This window comes from Kitasatospora sp. NPDC101447 (assembly GCF_044767225.1).
Classification (GTDB): domain Bacteria; phylum Actinomycetota; class Actinomycetes; order Streptomycetales; family Streptomycetaceae; genus Kitasatospora.
In genome coordinates this window covers 13,540-30,734 of sequence record NZ_JBIWNL010000021.1, presented here as the reverse complement: position 1 = coordinate 30,734, position 17,195 = coordinate 13,540, and the positions used below count along the sequence as shown (strand labels likewise).

Genomic DNA, 17,195 nt, shown 5'->3' with positions numbered 1-17,195 from the left:
TGCCGCCGCCGACCCGTCAGCTCGCCACCGCCGTCGCGCGGCTCTCGCGGACCACGGTCACCCGGATCTGCCCCGGGTAGGTCAGCTCGGCCGAGACCTGCCGGGCGACCTCGCGGGCGATCAGCTCCGCGCCGAGGTCGTCCACCGCGTCCGGACGGACCATCACCCGGACCTCGCGGCCGGCCTGCATCGCGTAGACGTCGGCCACGCCCGGGTGCGAGCGCGCGATCTCCTCCAGTCGCGCCAGCCGACGGGCGTACAGCTCCAGCGACTCCTTGCGCGCCCCGGGCCGACCGCCCGAGCAGGCGTCCGCGGCCTGGGTCAGCACGGCCGTGACGGTCTCGGGCTCCACCTCGTTGTGGTGCGCGGCGATCGCGTGCACCACTTCCGGGGACTCGCCGTGGCGCCGCGCGAGTTCGGCGCCGACCGCCGCGTGGCTGCCCTCGACCTCGTGGGTGAGCGCCTTGCCGATGTCGTGCAGCAGCGCGGCGCGCCGCACCGGCTCCGGGTCCACGCCGAGCTCGGCGGCCATCATCCCGGCCAGGTGCGCGGACTCCAGCAGGTGCCCGAGCACGTTCTGCCCGTACGAGACCCGGTAGCGCAACGAGCCCAGGGTGCGGACGAGTTCGGGGTGCATCGCACCGACCCGGGCGTCCAGCAGGGCGTCCTCGCCGGCCCGGACGCAGCTCAGCTCGATCTCCGCGCGACTGCGCTCGTGGAGCTGCTCGATCCGGGTCGGGTGGATCCGTCCGTCCTCGACCAGCTGCTGCAGGGTGAGCCGGGCGGTCTCCCGGCGGACCGGGTCGAAGCAGGACAGCTGCACCGACTCCGGGGTGTCGTCGACGATCAGGTTCACTCCGGTGACGGCCTCGAAGGCGCGGATGTTGCGGCCCTCGCGGCCGATGATCCGGCCCTTCATCTCCTCGTTCGGCAGCCGCAGGACACTGACGGCGGTCTCCGCGGTCTGCTCCGTCGCCAGCCGCTGGATGGCGACGGCGAGGACGGACCGCGCCCGGCGCTCGCCCTCCTCCTTGGCCTCGCGCTCGATCTCCCGGACGGTGACCGCGGCCGCCAACCGGGCCGAGGCCTCGGCCTCGTGCAGGAGTTCGGCGCGGGCCTGCTCGGCGGAGAGCCCGGCGGCCCGCTCCAGGGCGGCCGCCCGGCGGGTCACCAGCGCCTCGGCCTCGGCCCGGGAGCGCTCCGACTCGGCCGCGCGTTCGGCCAGTTCGTCCTCGCGTCGGCGGAGCCTGCGCAGCTCCTCGGCCAACTGCTCCTCGCGGCGGGTGAGTTCGGCCTGCTGCCGGGCGGCCTGCTGTTCGGCCCGGTGCCGGGCCCGCTCGGCCTGGGACAGCGCGCTGCGCCGGTCCGCCCGCAGCCGTCTGATGAGCAGCCCGGCGAACACCACGAGCACGGCCAGGAGGAGAGCCGCCGAACCGGCGATCGCCGGCAGCGCGCCGCTCGGTCCGGCGCCCACCGACATCGTCATGCCGCCCACTCCTCGTCCCCTGCGCGGGCCGCCGTCCGGAGGCGCCCCGGGCACTGAAGGCGAGGCTAGGTGGGGGTCACGAAACGGTCAAGACTTGGCCTGGTCACCACCAAGAAGCCCACGAAACCGCCACTACTCCCACTCCGTTTCCGACAGGCCGCCCGGCTCCTCGTCCAACGCGGCGCGCACCACCCGGAACGCCAGCCCCTCGGAGTAGCCGCGCCGGGCCAGCATGCCGACCAGCCGCCGGGTGCGGACCTGCCGGTCCAGGCCGCGGGTGGACCGCAGCTTGCGCTCGACCAGGGCCCGGGCCGCGTCCGTCTCGTCGTCGTGGTCGACCTGGGCGACGGCCTGCTCGACCAGATCGGCGGCCACCCCCTTGGTGCGCAGCTCCTGGGCCAGCGCCCGCCGGGACAGGCCCCGGACGGCGTGCCGGGACTCCACCCAGGCGGCGGCGAAGGCGCCGTCGTCGATCAGCCCGACCTCTTCGAGCCGGGTGAGTACCTCGTCGGCGACATCCTCCGGGATCTCCCGCTTGCGCAGGGCGTCGGCGAGCTGCTTGCGGGTCTTGGCGGCGCCGGTCAGCAGCCGCAGGCAGATGTCCCGGGCGCGGGTCTCCGGATCGACCGCTTCCTCGGCTTGCTTCCGGGAGGCACGACCGGCGCGCTCCTGACCGAACAGCCCGCCGGCCGGCAGCCCGCCACCCGCAGGACCCTCGTCCGGCAGTCCCTCACCCGGCAGTCCCTCACCCGGCAGCCCCTCGGCGGAACGCCCGCGCCGGGTACGGCCCCGGCGGGCGCCGGAGCGGGTCGACGCGGCCACACCCCCGTGACCGGCCGCCTCGTCGTCGCCCCGGCCGTGGTCCGTGCCCGTCGACGCGGGGCCGGGCAGGCCCGCTCCGGGCTCCTCGGCAGCCAGGGCCGAGCGCCGGCGACGGCGGCCGGAGGGCAATTCGGAGGCTGAGACCAGCCCGAGCGCCTCGACCGAGGCCTCCGCCGGCCCCTGCCCGGGCGCCGCGCCGCGCACCGCCCGGGCCGGGGCCCGGTCGAACTCCGGCTCCCGGCCGGATGTCCTCTGCGCGGTGGACGGCCGCTCCCGCCGCCCCCGGCGGGGGCGCGACGGCGCGGGAGGCTCCGGCGCGGGCTCCGGCTCCTCCGCGACCGCGGCGAACCAGTCCGGCGGCCCGTGGTCGTCGTCCTCCGGGCCCGCCGGGCCGCCGCCCACCGTGTCGTACTGCGTCAACGGCTCAGGCCTTGGCCGCCGCCGTCTTCTTCGCCGCGGCCGTCTTGGCGACGGTCGCGGTGATCGGCTTCGCGGTTGCGTCCGCGGCCGCGGCCGCGTCAGCCTCGCCCGCAGCCGGCTCCTCGGTCTTCGGGCCGATGCCGAGCTTGCCCTTGATCTTCCGCTCGATCTCGTCGGCGAGCTGCGGGTTGTCCCGCAGGAAGTTGCGGGCGTTCTCCTTGCCCTGGCCGAGCTGGTCGCCCTCGTACGTGTACCAGGCGCCCGACTTGCGGATGAAGCCGTGCTCGACGCCCATGTCGATCAGGCCGCCCTCGCGGCTGATGCCGACGCCGTAGAGGATGTCGAACTCGGCCTGCTTGAACGGCGCGGCGACCTTGTTCTTGACCACCTTGACGCGGGTGCGGTTGCCGACCGCCTCGGTGCCGTCCTTCAGGGTCTCGATCCGGCGGATGTCCAGCCGGACCGAGGCGTAGAACTTCAGCGCCCGGCCACCGGTCGTGGTCTCCGGCGAACCGAACATCACGCCGATCTTCTCGCGCAGCTGGTTGATGAAGATCGCGGTGGTGTTCGACTGGTTCAGCGCACCGGCGATCTTGCGCAGCGCCTGGCTCATCAGGCGGGCCTGCAGACCGACGTGCGAGTCACCCATCTCGCCCTCGATCTCGGCGCGCGGGACGAGCGCCGCGACCGAGTCGATGATCACCAGGTCGATCGCGCCGGAGCGGATCAGCATGTCGGTGATCTCCAGGGCCTGCTCACCGGTGTCCGGCTGGCTGACCAGCAGGGCGTCGGTGTCCACGCCGAGCTTCTTCGCGTACTCCGGGTCGAGCGCGTGCTCCGCGTCGACGAAGGCGACCGTGCCGCCGGCCTTCTGGGCGTTGGCCGCCAGGTGCAGGGTCAGGGTCGTCTTGCCGGAGGACTCGGGGCCGTAGATCTCGACCACTCGGCCGCGCGGGATGCCGCCGACCCCGAGGGCGACGTCCAGGGCGGTCGACCCGGTGGAGATCACCTCGACGGGCTCATTGGCCTTCTCGCCCAGGCGCATCACCGAGCCCTTGCCGAACTGCCGCTCGATCTGGGCGAGCGCGGTTTCCAGGGCCTTCTCGCGGTCCGTACCTGCCATGGCTTTTTCCCTCGGGTTCTGTGCTGTGCGCTTCATCGTCATCGACGCTAGCGCGTCCCACTGACAAACGAGTCCGACCGGGCTCGGCCTGTGGAAAACTCTTCGCCGGAGAGTACAAAGAACATCTGTTCGATTCAAGCGTCGCACGTCGGGACGGTGGCGCCCCGGGTCCCGCCCCCGGGGCGCCGCCCTCGCCTCACTCCCCGTCCCCTCCGACCATCCGCCGCAGCCGCCGCGCCGCCTCCCGACGCAGCTCCCGCCGGGCCCGCCGCTGCTCGCCCCGGTCGATCCGGGGGTCGGTGGCCACCTCGTACCGCCGCACGTACGTCCCGACGAAGCCCTGCAGGGTCGCCGCCGCCGGGATCGCGATCAGCGCGCCCACCGCACCGAGCAGCGCCGCGCCCGCGATCACCGCGCCGAAGGCCACCGCCGGGTGCACGTCCACGGTCCGCGCGGTGATCCTCGGGTGCAGCAGGTAGTTCTCGACCTGCTGGTAGACCACCACGAAGACCAGCACCCAGAGCGCGTCCACCGGCTCCACGGTCAGCGCCACCAGCACCGGCAGCGCACCGGCCAGGTACGTCCCGATGGTCGGCACGAACTGCGACATGACGCCCACCCAGATCGCCAGCGCCACCGCGTACGGCAGGTCCAGCAGCGCGAACATCACCCAGTGCCCGGCGGCCGACACCACCGCGAGCAGCGCCCGGGAGTAGAGGTAGCCGCCGGTCTTGGCCAGCGCGATCTCCCAGGCCCGCAGCACCTCGCCCTGCCTGGCGGGCGGCAGCAGCGAGCAGACCGTCCGGCGCACCCGCGGTCCCTCGGCGGTGAAGTAGAAGGTGAACAGCCCGACCGTGAAGGCCTGGAAGAGCCCGCCGATCACGGAGGAGGAGACGCCCCAGACGTTGTCGGCGGCCTGCTGGGCGTAGTTCTCGATGGTGCCGGAGTCCTTGAGCAGCCGCTTCTGCAGCTCGTCCAGCGAGAGGTCCTGGTGGAAGGTCCGGTTGACCCAGCCGATCAGGTTGTCGACCAGGTGCGGCAGGTCTCCGGCGATCTTGCCCACCTGGTCGACCAGCAGCGTGCCGAGCGCGGCGAGGAACCCGGCCACCGCGACCCCGACGGCGACGAACACCAGGAAGGTGCCGACCCCCCGGCGCACCCCGCGCGCCGCCATCCGGTCGACGGCCGGCTCCAGCGCGAGCGAGAGGAAGAAGGCCACCAGCAGCATCACGAAGAGGTCGATCAGCTGCCGGAAGGCCCAGTCCGCGAGCTGGAACAGTCCGACCAGGACGAGGAACAGCACCATCGCCCTGGGCAGCCAGCGCGGCATCCCGCCGCCCCACAGGGCGCCGCCGCCCTCCCGCTCGCCACCGCTCCGGGCGTCGTCGGCGGGCCCTCCGGCGGCCCGCGCACCGTCACCGGCCCGCGCACCCCCGGCGGCCCGCACCGCCCTGTCCGAATTCTTCTGTTCTGCGCTGCTTGTCACCGGGACAGTCTGTCCCATGCCCGGAGGCCCGGAGCGGACCCCGGAGGTCAGCGCAGCAGCGTCGAGACCCCCTGGGTCTCGCAGACCACCCGCCAGACGTCCTTGGCCTCCCAGCCCGCCTCCAGCGCCTGGCGCACGGTCCGCCCGCCCAGCTCGCTCATCACGTGGTCGCTCGCGAACGACTCCGCGTACGCCTCCCCGAAGTGCGCGTGCATCCGTCGCCAGAACTCCGTCAGCCTCATGCCCCAAGTATCCCGGACCGGCCACCCGCGCCCCGGACCGGCCACCGCCCGGCCGCGTGCGCACACCCGGCCCCGCCCGGCCGCCGGCGCACACCCGACCCCGCCCGATCCGGCCCGTCTCCGCCCGGCCCCGGACCCCGCCCGGCCCGTGACCCCGTGCGCCCCCGGGCTCACCGCGGCAGTGCCAGCAGCCCCGCCCCGAAGTACTGCCGGTCCCCGCAGGCGTACGGTCCGGGCGGGCAGCCCGCCGCCGCCGTGTTCGCGAGCAACGCCGCCAGCGCGTCCGAGTCGAAGTCCGGGTGCAGTGCGGCCGCCACCGCCACCGCGCCGGTCACGTGCGCGGCCGCCATCGAGGTGCCGGCCAGCGCCGCGTACTGGCCGCCCGGCCAGTCGGAGACGATCGCGTTCTGCGGCCCGCCGTCCGGGTCGCCGCCGGGGGCGGCCAGCGAGACCCGGCCGCGCCCGAAGTTGGTGTAGGCGGACGGGTGGCCGTCCCGGTCGACGGCGGTGACGGTGACGACGCCGGGCAGCTCGCCGGGCAGCCGGACGCACTCGGTGCCCAGGTAGCGGGTCTGCGCCGGGCCGGAGACCCGGTCGTTGGGGCTGCGCTCGTCGGTCCGGGGGGCGCCGAGGTCCTGCGCGTCGTTGCCCGCCGAGGCGACCACCACCGCGCCCTTGCTCCGGGCGTACCCGGCGGCCCGTCCGACGGCGGCGGCCAACGCGGCCTGGTCCCGGTCCTCGGGGCAGTTGTACTTCCACGGGTCCGCGAAGTAGCTGTTGTTGACCGCCTTGGCGCCGTGGTCGGCGGCCCAGAGCAGCCCGCAGACCATGTTCTCGGCGTAGTACTGCCCGAGCGGTCCGAGCAGCCGGACGGCGGCGATCCGCACGCCCGGCGCGACCCCGGTGACGCCGCGGCCGTCCCGGGCGGCGCCGACGATCCCGGCGACGTGGGTGCCGTGGCCGCTCTCCCCCACTCCGGGGTCGGGCCGCCAGGCGCCGGTGCGGGCGTCGGGCCGACCGTCGGCGCAGGAGGCGGAGGCCTTCGGGTCGACGGCTGCGCGCAGGTCGGGGTGGGTGTCGTCCACGCCGGAGTCCAGCACGGCGACCAGCACCCGGTGCAGCGCCTCGGGGTCCGGCACGACGCCCGCGGGGGCGCTGTTCGGCCCCGGGGAGGCGTCGCCGGTGCGGAGCGCGGTCGCGCCGAGCATGGCGAGGTTCCAGGCGCCGCCCTCGGCGGGGTCGGGCACGGTGGCGGTGCCCGACCCGGCCGCCCGGTCGTCCCCGGCGCGGACCGCGCCGAGGGCGCCGAGGGCGTCCGCACCGACGGCCCCGTGCGCGCCCCGGTCCGCGCCCACCGTGAAGTCCCCGGCCCCGTCCACCGCCCGGGGCGGCGCCACCACCGGCGCGGTGCGGGTCGCGCCGACGGCGGCGATCCCGGGCCGGCTGCGCACCTTGTCCGCGAACCTCCCGGTCGCGTACGTCAGGACGGCCCCGATCTGCGGGTACTCCTGCACCACCTGCCCACCCGCCGCCCGGCTCTCCGCCCCGGCCCGGGCCGCCCCGGACGCGTCCTCCCGCCCGGCCAGCACCAGGTAGCTGAGGTAGGACCGCCCGGGCCCGGACACGGACGGGACGGCCCCACCCAGCACGAGGGCCGTGAGCAGCATCGCGAGCAACGCCCGGGCGGGCCCGCCGACCCGGCGGCGCCGGGCGGCGCGGGCGGGCCTGCCCGGCAGGTGCGCCTGCGCCATCGCACGGTCTCCGCTCGTCGTTCCGGTGGGTCACGAATGGATCAAGCTTCCGAATCATCACCATATGAGCGGATTGTCGTTTCTGCCCCCTGGCTTGCACCCCCCGCCTCCCGGGACGGCCCAGCCGCACCCCGCCTCCCCGGACGCTCCCGCCCGCCGGCCCCGCCCCGCGCCCGGTTGTCGGTCCCACCCGGCACCATGGGGGCATGGCGCCCCAGCACCCGATCCCGCCCGCCGACGACCCGCTCGCCGGCTTCGCCCCGACCACCCGGGCCTGGTTCACCGGCGCCTTCTCCGCCCCCACCACCGCCCAGGCCGAGGCCTGGCGCGCCATCGGACGGGACACCGACGTCCTGGTGGTCGCCCCCACCGGCTCCGGCAAGACGCTCGCCGCCTTCCTCTCCGCCCTGGACCGGCTCAGCAGCACCCCGCCGCCGGCCGAGACCAAGCGCCGCTGCCGCGTCCTCTACGTCTCACCGCTCAAGGCCCTCGCGGTGGACGTCGAACGGAACCTGCGCGCCCCGCTGACCGGCCTGCGCCAGGCCGCCGTCCGGCTCGGCCTGCCCGAGCCCGAGGTCCAGGTCGCCATCCGCTCCGGCGACACCCCGGCCGCCGACCGCCGCCGCTTCGCGACCCACCCGCCGGACATCCTGATCACCACCCCCGAGTCACTGTTCCTGCTGCTCACCTCCGCCTCCCGGGAAGCCCTGCGCGGGGTGGACACGGTGATCCTGGACGAGGTGCACGCCGTCGCCGGCACCAAACGCGGCGCCCACCTCGCGCTCACCCTGGAGCGGCTGGACGAGCTGCTGGACCGCCCGGCACGCCGGATCGGCCTGTCCGCGACGGTCCGCCCGGTCGAGGAGGTCGCCCGCTTCCTGAGCCCGCAGCGCGGCGCCGTCGTCGTCCAGCCCCCCGCCGACAAGGACTTCGACCTCTCGGTGGTCGTCCCCGTCCCCGACCTGGACGACCTGCCCGCCGCACCGGCCACCGGCGGCGCCGCCGACAGCGACCCGCAGCGACAGACCTCGATCTGGCCGCACGTCGAGGAGCGGATCGTCGACCTGGTCGAGGCGCACCGCTCGACCATCGTCTTCGCCAACTCCCGCCGCCTCGCCGAGCGCCTGTGCAACCGGCTGAACGAGATCGCCCACGAGCGCGCCACCGGCACCGTCACCCCCGGGGCGCACGCCCCGGCCCAGCTGATGGGCGGTTCCGGCGCCGCCAAGGGCGCGCCCGCGGTCATCGCCCGGGCCCACCACGGCTCCGTCTCCAAGGAGCAGCGCTCCCTGGTCGAGGAGGAGCTGAAGGCCGGCCGGCTGCCGGCCGTGGTCGCCACCTCCAGCCTGGAGCTGGGCATCGACATGGGCGCCGTGGAACTCGTCGTCCAGGTCGAGTCCCCGCCCTCGGTCGCCTCCGGCCTGCAGCGGGTCGGCCGGGCCGGCCACCAGGTCGGCGCCGTCTCCACCGGCGTCTTCTTCCCCAAGTACCGCGGCGACCTCGTGCAGTCGGCGGTGGTCACCGAGCGGATGCGGGCCGGCCGGATCGAGGCGCTGCGCATCCCGCGCAACCCGCTGGACGTGCTCGCCCAGCAGCTGGTCGCGATGACGGCCCTGGACTCCTGGCCGGTGGACGACCTGCTCGCCGTGGTCCGCCGCGCCGCGCCCTTCGCGACCCTCCCCCAGTCCGCCTTCGACGCCGTCCTCGACATGCTGGCCGGCCGCTACCCCTCGGACGCCTTCGCCGAGCTGCGCCCGCGCGTGGTGTGGGACCGGGTGGCCGGCACCGTGACCGGCCGCCCCGGCGCCCAGCGCCTGGCCGTCACCTCCGGCGGCACCATCCCCGACCGCGGCCTGTTCGGCGTGTTCATCGCCGGCACGGATCCCAAGAAAGGCGGCGGCCGGGTCGGCGAGCTCGACGAGGAGATGGTCTACGAGTCCCGCGTCGGCGACGTGTTCACCCTCGGCACCACCTCCTGGCGGATCGAGGAGATCACCCACGACAAGGTGCTCGTCACCCCCGCCCCCGGCATCCCCGGCCGGCTCCCGTTCTGGAAGGGCGACACCCTCGGCCGCCCGCTCGAACTCGGCCGCGCCCTCGGCGCGTTCACCCGCGAACTGGGGGCGCTGCAGCCCGAGGCCGCCACCGAACGCCTCAAGCAGGCCGGGCTGGACGACTGGGCCGCCGCCAACCTGCTCGACTACCTCGCCGAACAGCGCGCCGCCTGCGGCCACCTCCCGGACGACCGCACCATCGTGGTCGAGCGCTTCCGGGACGAACTCGGCGACTGGCGGATCGTCATCCACTCCCCCTTCGGCGCCCAGGTGCACGCGCCCTGGGCCCTCGCCCTCGGCGCCCGGCTGCGCGAGAAGCACGGCCTGGACCCGCAGGTCATGCACGCCGACGACGGCATCGTGCTCCGCCTGCCCGACGCCGACCTGCTCTCCCCCGACTTCGACTTCGCCGCCCCCGCCGCCCCGGCCGCCCGGCCCGGTGCGGACGAGGCCCCGGTCGGCGCCGACGCCGCCCTGTTCGAGCCCGGCGAGATCGAGCAGCTGGTCACCGACCAGGTCGGCGGCTCCGCCCTGTTCGCCTCCCGCTTCCGCGAGTGCGCCGGCCGCGCCCTGCTGCTGCCCCGCCGCAACCCCGGCCGCCGCACCCCGCTGTGGCAGCAGCGCCAGCGCGCCGCCCAACTCCTCGAAGTCGCCTCCGAGTACGGTTCGTTCCCGATCGTCCTGGAGGCCGTCCGGGAGTGCCTGCAGGACGTCTTCGACGTCCCCGGCCTGGTCGAGCTGATGGGCGACCTCGAATCCCGCGCCGTCCGCCTGGTCGAGGTCACCACCCCGGAACCCTCGCCCTTCGCCCGCTCGCTGCTCTTCGGCTACGTCGCCCAGTTCCTCTACGAGGGCGACTCCCCGCTCGCCGAGCGCCGCGCCGCCGCCCTCTCGCTGGACTCCCGGCTGCTGTCCGAACTCCTCGGCCAGGCCGAGCTGAGCGAACTGCTCGACCCGCGGGTGCTCGCCGAGCTGGAGGCCGAACTCCAGCGCCTCACCCCGGAGCGCCGGATCAAGGACGCCGAGGGCGTCGCCGACGCCCTGCGCCTGCTCGGCCCGCTCACCGAGGCCGAGTTGACCGCCCGCGGCGCCGAACCGCTCTGGGCGCTGGAGCTGGAGGCCGCCCGCCGGGTGATCCAGGTCCGGATCGCCGGTGACCAGCGCTGGGCCGCGATCGAGGACGCCGGGCGGCTGCGCGACGCACTCGGCACCCCGTTGCCGGTCGGCGTCCCCGAGGCCTTCACCGAGCCGGTCAAGGACCCGCTGGGCGATCTGATCGCCCGCCACGCCCGGACCCACGGCCCGTTCACCGCCGCCGAGGCCGCCGCCCGCTTCGGCCTGGGCAGCGCCGTCGTGACCGGCGCGCTGCACCGCCTCACCGCCGCCGGCCGCCTGGTCCAGGGCCAGTTCCTCCCGCCCACCGCCCGCCGGCACCCTTCGCCGGAAGCGCTCGGCGCCGCCCCCGTCGACCGCACCGCACCGGAGTGGTGCGACGCCGAGGTGCTGCGCAGGCTGCGCCGCCGCTCGCTGGCGGCCCTGCGCCAGGAGGTCGAGCCGGTCCCGCCGCGCGCCCTGGCCGCCTTCCTCCCGCAGTGGCAGCACCTGGCCGGCCACCGGCTGCGCGGCCCGGACGGTCTGCTCCGGGTGGTCGAACAACTGCAGGGCACCGCGCTGCCCGCATCCGCCCTGGAGAAGCTGGTCCTCCCGGCCCGGCTCGCCGACTACTCCCCCGGCCTGCTGGACGAGTTGACGGCGGCCGGCGAGATCGGCTGGTGCGGCGCCGGGGCGCTGCCCGGCAAGGACGGCTGGCTCAGCCTCCACCTCACCGAGAACGCCCACCTGCTGCGGCCCGAGCCCGTCCCGCCCGCGCTCACCCCGCTGCACAGCGCCCTGATGTCGGCGCTGGCGGGCGGCTACGGCCTGTTCTTCCGCCAACTCGTCCAGCAGCTGCCGGAGGAGGCCCCGGAGCCCGCGGTCGTCGAGGCCCTCTGGGACCTGGTCTGGGCTGGTTACGTCACCAACGACACCCTCGCCCCGCTGCGCGCCCTGCTCGGCTCCGGCCGGACGGCGGGCGCCACCGCCCACCGCGCGCCCCGGTCCACCCCGCGCGGCCGCTACGGCACCGCCGGCCGCGCCCTGGGCCGCCCCGGCGGCGCCCTGCGCAGCGGCCCGCCGACGGTGGCCGGGCGCTGGTCGCTGCTGCCCGCCCTCGCCGCCGACCCGACGGTCCGGGCCACCGCGCAGGCGCAGAACCTGCTGGACCGGCACGGTCTGCTCACCAGGGGGGCGGTCGCGGCCGAGCGGGTGCCCGGCGGCTTCGCCGGGGTCTACCGGGTGCTGGCGGCGATGGAGGAGCGCGGACGGGCCCGTCGGGGCTACTTCGTCGAGGGCCTGGGCGGCGCCCAGTTCGCCATGGAGGGCGCGGCCGACCGGCTGCGCTCGGTCAACGGCCGGTTGGAGCGCACCGCGGCCACCGAGTGGCCGGCCGCCCCGGCCACCGAGCCGCCGCAGACGCTGGTGCTGGCCGCCGCCGACCCGGCGAACGCCTACGGCGCCGCGCTGCCCTGGCCCGAGCCGCCCACCGCCCCCGGCGGCAAGGAGTCCACGGCCCACCGTCCGGGCCGCAAGGCGGGCGCCCTGGTGGTCCTGGTGGACGGCGAGCTGGCGCTGTACGTGGAGCGCGGCGGCAAGTCCCTGCTGGCCTGGCCGGAGGACGGGGGCACCCGGGCGCTCGCGGCGGGAGCACTGGCCGCCGCCGTCCGCGGGGGCGCGCTCGGCAGCGTCACGGTGGAGCGGGCCAACGGCGAGCCCGCCCTCGGTTCGGAGCTCGGCCGCGCCCTGGAGGAGGCGGGCTTCCACGCCACCCCGCGCGGCCTGCGCCTGCGGCCGTAGTCCGTCGGCGCACCCGCCCCCGGACACGGCGGAGGCCGCGGGGTCCCGGACCCCGCGGCCTCCGGCCACGTCGAATCACCCGATCGGCGGCGGTTGTGCCTCCACCGGTCGTACTGCCTCAGTGCTCCGGCGACGGGCCGGTCCGGTCGCGTTCCGGTCGGCGTGGACCGGGATGAGGCCGAGGCCCCAGCCTCCGGCCGCGAGCAGCCCCAGCGCCGCACCGTCGACCGCCTGTCCCCGGACGACCAGGAGCCACCAGGCGAGCCCGGCCGCCACTGCCGCCAGGACCCACCGCACCGGACGCCGTTTCCGGAGCAACAACCGCGCCCGCGCCCGTATTCGGGCTGCCGGGCGCATCTTCGCGTCTCTCCGCACGATCGCCCTCCCTTCGCTCGCCCCGGGCGGCGATGCCCGGGTCGAGGCCGGGATCAGGCGGCGACCACGTCCATCGCGGCGGCCTTGGGCGACATGTTCGCCCGGTCGGTGCCGGGGGCGGGAAGCGGAACCGGTTCGAGTACCGGCCTCAGCAGATCACCTTCGGAGAGGGTGGCCATCGCCGCAAGTTCGGCGAGCGACAGTTCGTCGCTGACCTCGCGCATGACCTCGGACATCCGGACGTCGAGTGCGTCGCAGATGGCGGAGAGCAGCTCCGAGGAGGCCTCCTTCTGTCCGCGCTCGACCTCGGAGAGGTACCCGAGCGAAACCCTGGCGGCCGCCGACACCTCGCGGAGTGTGCGGCCCTGGCGCTGGCGCTGCCGACGCAGTACATCGCCCAGTAGGCGACGGAGCAGGATCATCGGTGCCTCCCTCCTCGGACTGCGGATCGAGATGTCACGCCCCCACCGTACCGCCTTGCCCGCTTCGCGTGCGGGGACCCTGGTCGTGTTCACTCTGGGCTGCAAGGCTGTCCCCCTCCTCGTTCCGGTGTCGTACCCGGGTTCGCGGGCCCCTCGTGGTACCCGTCGCGGCCCACCCGGCCACCGTCACGCAACTCGTTCGCCACCTGGTTTCTGCCCAACCAGGCTGTTGGATGTAACACGATCCTCCAGCTGTGCCATACCCGGGCGCCAGATCGGCAGATCTCGGTTCGGTGGAGATCCGTCGGAGGGGCCCCTACCGTGCGAGCCGGCCGACGAGCAGCTCCAGTGCGGCGGTCACCGCTCCGTGACGGATTGTGGCACGGCCGCCCGACAGCAGGAGCGAACTGACCAGAGTTCCCCCCGGGCCGGCGACCGCCAGGTGTACGGTGCCCACCGGCTGTCCGTCCTGCGGGTCCGGACCGGCCACCCCGGTCGTCGCGAGCCCGTACGTGGCCCCCAGCAGCCCCCGCACGCCCTCGGCCATCTGCCGGGCCACCACCGGGTGGACGGGCCCGTGGACGTCCAGCAGGCCCTCGTCCACACCGAGCACGGAGGCCTTGAGCTCGGTCGCGTACGCCGTGACGGAACCCCGGAAGGTCGCGGAGGCCCCGGGGACGTCCACCAGCGCGGCGGCCAGCAGACCGCCGGTCAGCGACTCCGCGACGGCCAGCGTGCCGCCCTCGGCCCGCAGCGCGGCGTGCGCCCGCTCCGCCAGCCGGTAGTCGTGCTCCGCCACCCGGTCCCCCCTGTCGCTCAACGGCCCGCGCGTTCCGCGGCCTGTCCCTCGCGGCGCAGCCGCAGCGCCTGTCCGACGTAGTCCAGCGCGGTGCCGACGGTCAGCAGCACCGCCAGTCCCATCAGCACGGCCCGCCCGGTGGCCAGCCACCCGGTCAGGGCCAGGACGTACATGCCGACCGCGGTGCCCTGGGTCAGCGTCTTGAGCTTGCCGCCGCGGCTGGCCGGGATGACCCCGTAGCGGATCACCCAGAACCGCATCAGCGTGATGCCCAGCTCCCGGGCCAGGATCACCACGGTGACCCACCAGGGCAGGTCGCCGAGCAGCGAGAGGCCGATCAGCGCGGAGCCCATGATCGCCTTGTCCGCGATCGGATCGGCGATCTTCCCGAAGTCGGTGACCAGGCCCTTGCGGCGGGCCAGTTCCCCGTCGAACAGGTCGGTGATCATCGCGATGGCGAACGCGGCCCAGGCGACCGAGCGCCACTTGGGGTTGTGCCCGCCGTCGGCGAACAGCAGCAGCACGAAGACCGGGACCAGCAGCACCCGGACCATCGTGAGCACGTTGGCGATGTTCCAGATCCCCGGGGTCGCCGGCGCCGCGGCCACCGGTCTGCCCGGGTGGGCCGCGGCCGGGGCGCCGGGCCCCTTGGTCATTCCCCGGCTCCCGGGACCGAACGGAGCCGCACCTGCTCCAGCGCCTCGGCGATCAGGTCGACGCCCTCGCTGGCGACCACCTTGGCCCGCCAGAACTGCCCCACCTCGGGGGCTTCGACGCCCTCCAGGGTGGTCAGACCGTCGGTCTCCGGGGCCTGGTGGCCGGCCCGGCCCTCGACCACGCCGTCCTCGATCGACTCGATCAGCACCTCGACCTCGGTGCCGATCCGCTGCTCGGCCCGCTGGGCGGTCATCTCCTCGGCCAGTCGGCTCAGCCGGTCCAGCCGCTCGGCGATCACGTCGGCGTCGAGCTTGCCGTCGTAGGTCGCGGCCTCGGTGCCGTCCTCGTCGGAGTAGCCGAAGACGCCGATCGCGTCCAGCCCGGCGTGGGTGACGAAGCGCTCCAGCTCCGCGAAGTCCTCCGCGGTCTCGCCGGGGAAGCCGACGATGAAGTTGGACCGGGCGCCGGCCTGCGGGGCCTTGTCGCGGATGGTGCCCAGCAGCTCCAGGAACTGGTCGGTGGAGCCGAAGCGGCGCATCCGGCGCAGCACGGCGGGCGCCGAGTGCTGGAAGGACAGGTCGAAGTAGGGCACCACGTCGGTGGTGCCGGTCATCGCGTCGATCAGGCCCGGGCGCATCTCGGCCGGCTGCAGGTAGGAGACCCGCACCCGCTCGACGCCCTCGATCGCGGAGATCTCGCCGAGCAGCGTCTCCAGCAGCCGGATGTCGCCGAGGTCCTTGCCGTACGAGGTGTTGTTCTCGCTGACCAGGACGATCTCGCGGACGCCCTGCCCGGCCAGCCACTGGGCCTCGTGCAGCACGTCGGAGGGGCGGCGGGAGATGAACGAGCCGCGGAAGGCCGGGATGGCGCAGAAGGAGCAGCGGCGGTCGCAGCCGGAGGCGAGCTTGACCGAGGCGACCGGGTTGTCGTCCAGGCGCTTGCGCAGGGTGCGCGGGCCGGAGGCCGGGGCGAGGCCGTCGGGCAGGTCGGCGATCGGCTCGGCGGCGGCCTCGGCGCCGTGGCCGGGCAGCGCGACGGCCTCGGCGGCGGACTGCCGCTCGGCGGGGCTGATCGGCAGCAGCTTGCGGCGGTCGCGCGGGATGTGCGGGGCGTGGTGGCCGCCGGAGAGGATGGTCTGCAGGCGGTCGGAGATGTCGGCGTAGTCGTCGAAGCCGAGGACACCGTCCGCCTCGGGCAGCGCGTCGGCGAGCTCCTTGCCGTACCGCTCGGCCATGCAGCCGACCGCGACGACGGCCTGGGTCCGGCCGTGCCCCTTGAGGTCGTTGGCCTCCAGCAGGGCGTCCACGGAGTCCTTCTTGGCGGCCTCGACGAAGCCGCAGGTGTTGACGACGGCGACGTCCGCTTCGGCGGCGTCGTCGACCAGCGACCAGCCGTCGGCCTCCAGTCGCCCGGCGAGTTCCTCGGAGTCCACCTCGTTGCGGGCGCATCCGAGCGTGACAAGGGCGACAGTACGGCGTTCAGGCATAGGCCCAAGATTAACGCGCGGCCTCCGGTGCCGTTCGCCCCGGAGGCCGCGCGCCTCGATTCGGCCGGTCGTGACCGGCCCTCGCCGACCCCTGTGGTCAGCCCGCCTGCGGGTCTCCGGGGGTGTACGTGACGTGCACCACCTGCCCGTCCTTGCCGAGGAGACCGAGGTCCTTGCCGTTGACGTACGCGTGCACGGCCCCGCCGTTCCCCAGCACCAGCTTGATCTGCTTGGGGTCGGTGAAGGTCTGGTCCTGGCCGTCGTTGATGTTGTTCTGGAACAGCGACTTGCCGCTGCCGTCCATCGCCGAGACCCAGCTGGTGCCCTCGGCGACCAGCTTCACGGTGACCTTGTCGGCCGGGACGGCGGCGATCGCGGCGGCGCTCGGCGCGGGCGCCGGCGGCTGGACGGTGGGCGTCGCGACGGGGGCGACCGATCCGGTGCCGGAGCCGCTGGGCAGCGGCGCGCTGGCGGAGCCGGTGGTGCCGTGCCCGTCCTTGCCGCTGACCAGGTTGAAGCCGATCAGGGCGACCACCGCGACGATCGCGGCGACCATGGCGGCCGCCCAGTTCGGCCGGCCGCGGCTGGGCACCTTGATCGGGCCGCTGTCGATCAGCTGGCCCGCCGGGCGCTTGGCGGCGGGCGGGCCGCCGTGCGCGGCGTCGTAGCGGGCCACCAGCCCGTCGCCGTCCACGCCGACGGCGCGGGCGATCAAGCGGATGTGCCCGCGAGCGTAGAAGTCGCCCCCGCAGCGGCCGAAGTCGTCCTCCTCGACGGCATGGACGATCGGCACCCGGATGCGGGTGGCGGTACTCACCTGGTCCACCGTGAGGCCCGCGTCGATCCGGGCGGCGGACAGCACCCGGCCGATGCTCGGGGCATCGGCCGCCTGCGCCGCGTCGTCGGTCGGTTCGACGGACGACGGGGCGTTCTCGTGGTCGGAGGACTTGCCGATGGTCACGGGGCACGCCTTTCGAGCGGATGGCCACCTGCTGGGGAACAGTCTAGGGGCGTGGGCGGATCGTTTCTCAAGCGGAACGGGACCGAATGCGTGCACCCGCCCCGGCCGGGGTCCGGCAGCCCGTTGACCGGTCGTCAACGGAGCCGCACGCGGGCTCCCCGGGGTTCGCTTTCCGGCCTGTGACGCGGTGTGCGGGCGTTCGGTTCCCCGCAGCGCGCC

Annotated in this window: 12 protein-coding genes; 1 reads left to right on the top strand and 11 read right to left on the bottom strand. The window is 75.0% G+C overall.

What is annotated here, in order from left to right; genetic code table 11:
* Window positions 1–16 precede the first annotated feature (16 nt).
* The 6 genes from rny to ACIRST_RS26460 form a co-directional block, all read right to left on the bottom strand.
* Window positions 17–1,486: a ribonuclease Y gene (gene rny / locus ACIRST_RS26485; RefSeq protein ID WP_402804832.1), complete on the bottom strand. Its 1,470-nt coding sequence runs from the start codon at window positions 1,484–1,486 to the stop codon at window positions 17–19.
* Between the two features lie 132 nt (window positions 1,487–1,618).
* Window positions 1,619–2,437 (bottom strand): recombination regulator RecX, encoded by an 819-nt coding sequence (gene recX, locus ACIRST_RS26480; protein ID WP_402804919.1) that lies wholly within the window; start codon window positions 2,435–2,437, stop codon window positions 1,619–1,621.
* Window positions 2,438–2,732: 295 nt separating this feature from the next.
* Complete coding sequence (gene recA / locus ACIRST_RS26475) at window positions 2,733–3,851, bottom strand: recombinase RecA (RefSeq protein WP_350523397.1); 1,119 nt, start codon at window positions 3,849–3,851, stop codon at window positions 2,733–2,735.
* Window positions 3,852–4,047: 196 nt separating this feature from the next.
* Window positions 4,048–5,337, bottom strand: coding sequence for an AI-2E family transporter (locus ACIRST_RS26470; RefSeq protein WP_402804830.1), 1,290 nt, complete (start codon window positions 5,335–5,337; stop codon window positions 4,048–4,050).
* 47 nt (window positions 5,338–5,384) lie between these two features.
* The gene (locus ACIRST_RS26465; protein ID WP_350523398.1) at window positions 5,385–5,579 is read right to left on the bottom strand and encodes a DUF3046 domain-containing protein; all 195 of its coding nucleotides are present in this window, start codon (window positions 5,577–5,579) and stop codon (window positions 5,385–5,387) included.
* Window positions 5,580–5,749: 170 nt separating this feature from the next.
* Window positions 5,750–7,330: a S8 family serine peptidase gene (locus ACIRST_RS26460; protein WP_402804828.1), complete on the bottom strand. Its 1,581-nt coding sequence runs from the start codon at window positions 7,328–7,330 to the stop codon at window positions 5,750–5,752.
* Window positions 7,331–7,536: 206 nt separating this feature from the next.
* Between ACIRST_RS26460 and ACIRST_RS26455 the strand changes: the two genes are divergently transcribed.
* Window positions 7,537–12,276, top strand: coding sequence for an ATP-dependent helicase (locus ACIRST_RS26455; RefSeq protein ID WP_402804826.1), 4,740 nt, complete (start codon window positions 7,537–7,539; stop codon window positions 12,274–12,276).
* A gap of 428 nt (window positions 12,277–12,704) precedes the next feature.
* Here ACIRST_RS26455 and ACIRST_RS26450 read toward each other — a convergent pair whose 3' ends face one another.
* The 5 genes from ACIRST_RS26450 to ACIRST_RS26430 form a co-directional block, all read right to left on the bottom strand.
* The gene (locus tag ACIRST_RS26450; protein WP_049660741.1) at window positions 12,705–13,073 is read right to left on the bottom strand and encodes a helix-turn-helix domain-containing protein; all 369 of its coding nucleotides are present in this window, start codon (window positions 13,071–13,073) and stop codon (window positions 12,705–12,707) included.
* Window positions 13,074–13,389: 316 nt separating this feature from the next.
* A complete protein-coding gene (locus ACIRST_RS26445; RefSeq protein ID WP_350523415.1) occupies window positions 13,390–13,851 on the bottom strand; it encodes a CinA family protein in 462 nt (153 codons plus the stop codon).
* Window positions 13,852–13,889: 38 nt separating this feature from the next.
* Entirely contained in the window at window positions 13,890–14,528 is a 639-nt protein-coding gene (pgsA, locus tag ACIRST_RS26440; protein WP_350523401.1) for a CDP-diacylglycerol--glycerol-3-phosphate 3-phosphatidyltransferase, read from the bottom strand.
* Window positions 14,525–16,015 (bottom strand): 30S ribosomal protein S12 methylthiotransferase RimO, encoded by a 1,491-nt coding sequence (rimO, locus tag ACIRST_RS26435; protein WP_350523402.1) that lies wholly within the window; start codon window positions 16,013–16,015, stop codon window positions 14,525–14,527. The genes pgsA and rimO overlap by 4 nt, the downstream gene beginning before the upstream one ends.
* A 97-nt stretch (window positions 16,016–16,112) precedes the next feature.
* Complete coding sequence (locus tag ACIRST_RS26430; protein ID WP_350523403.1) at window positions 16,113–16,976, bottom strand: RodZ domain-containing protein; 864 nt, start codon at window positions 16,974–16,976, stop codon at window positions 16,113–16,115.
* Between the last annotated feature and the right edge of the window lie 219 nt (window positions 16,977–17,195).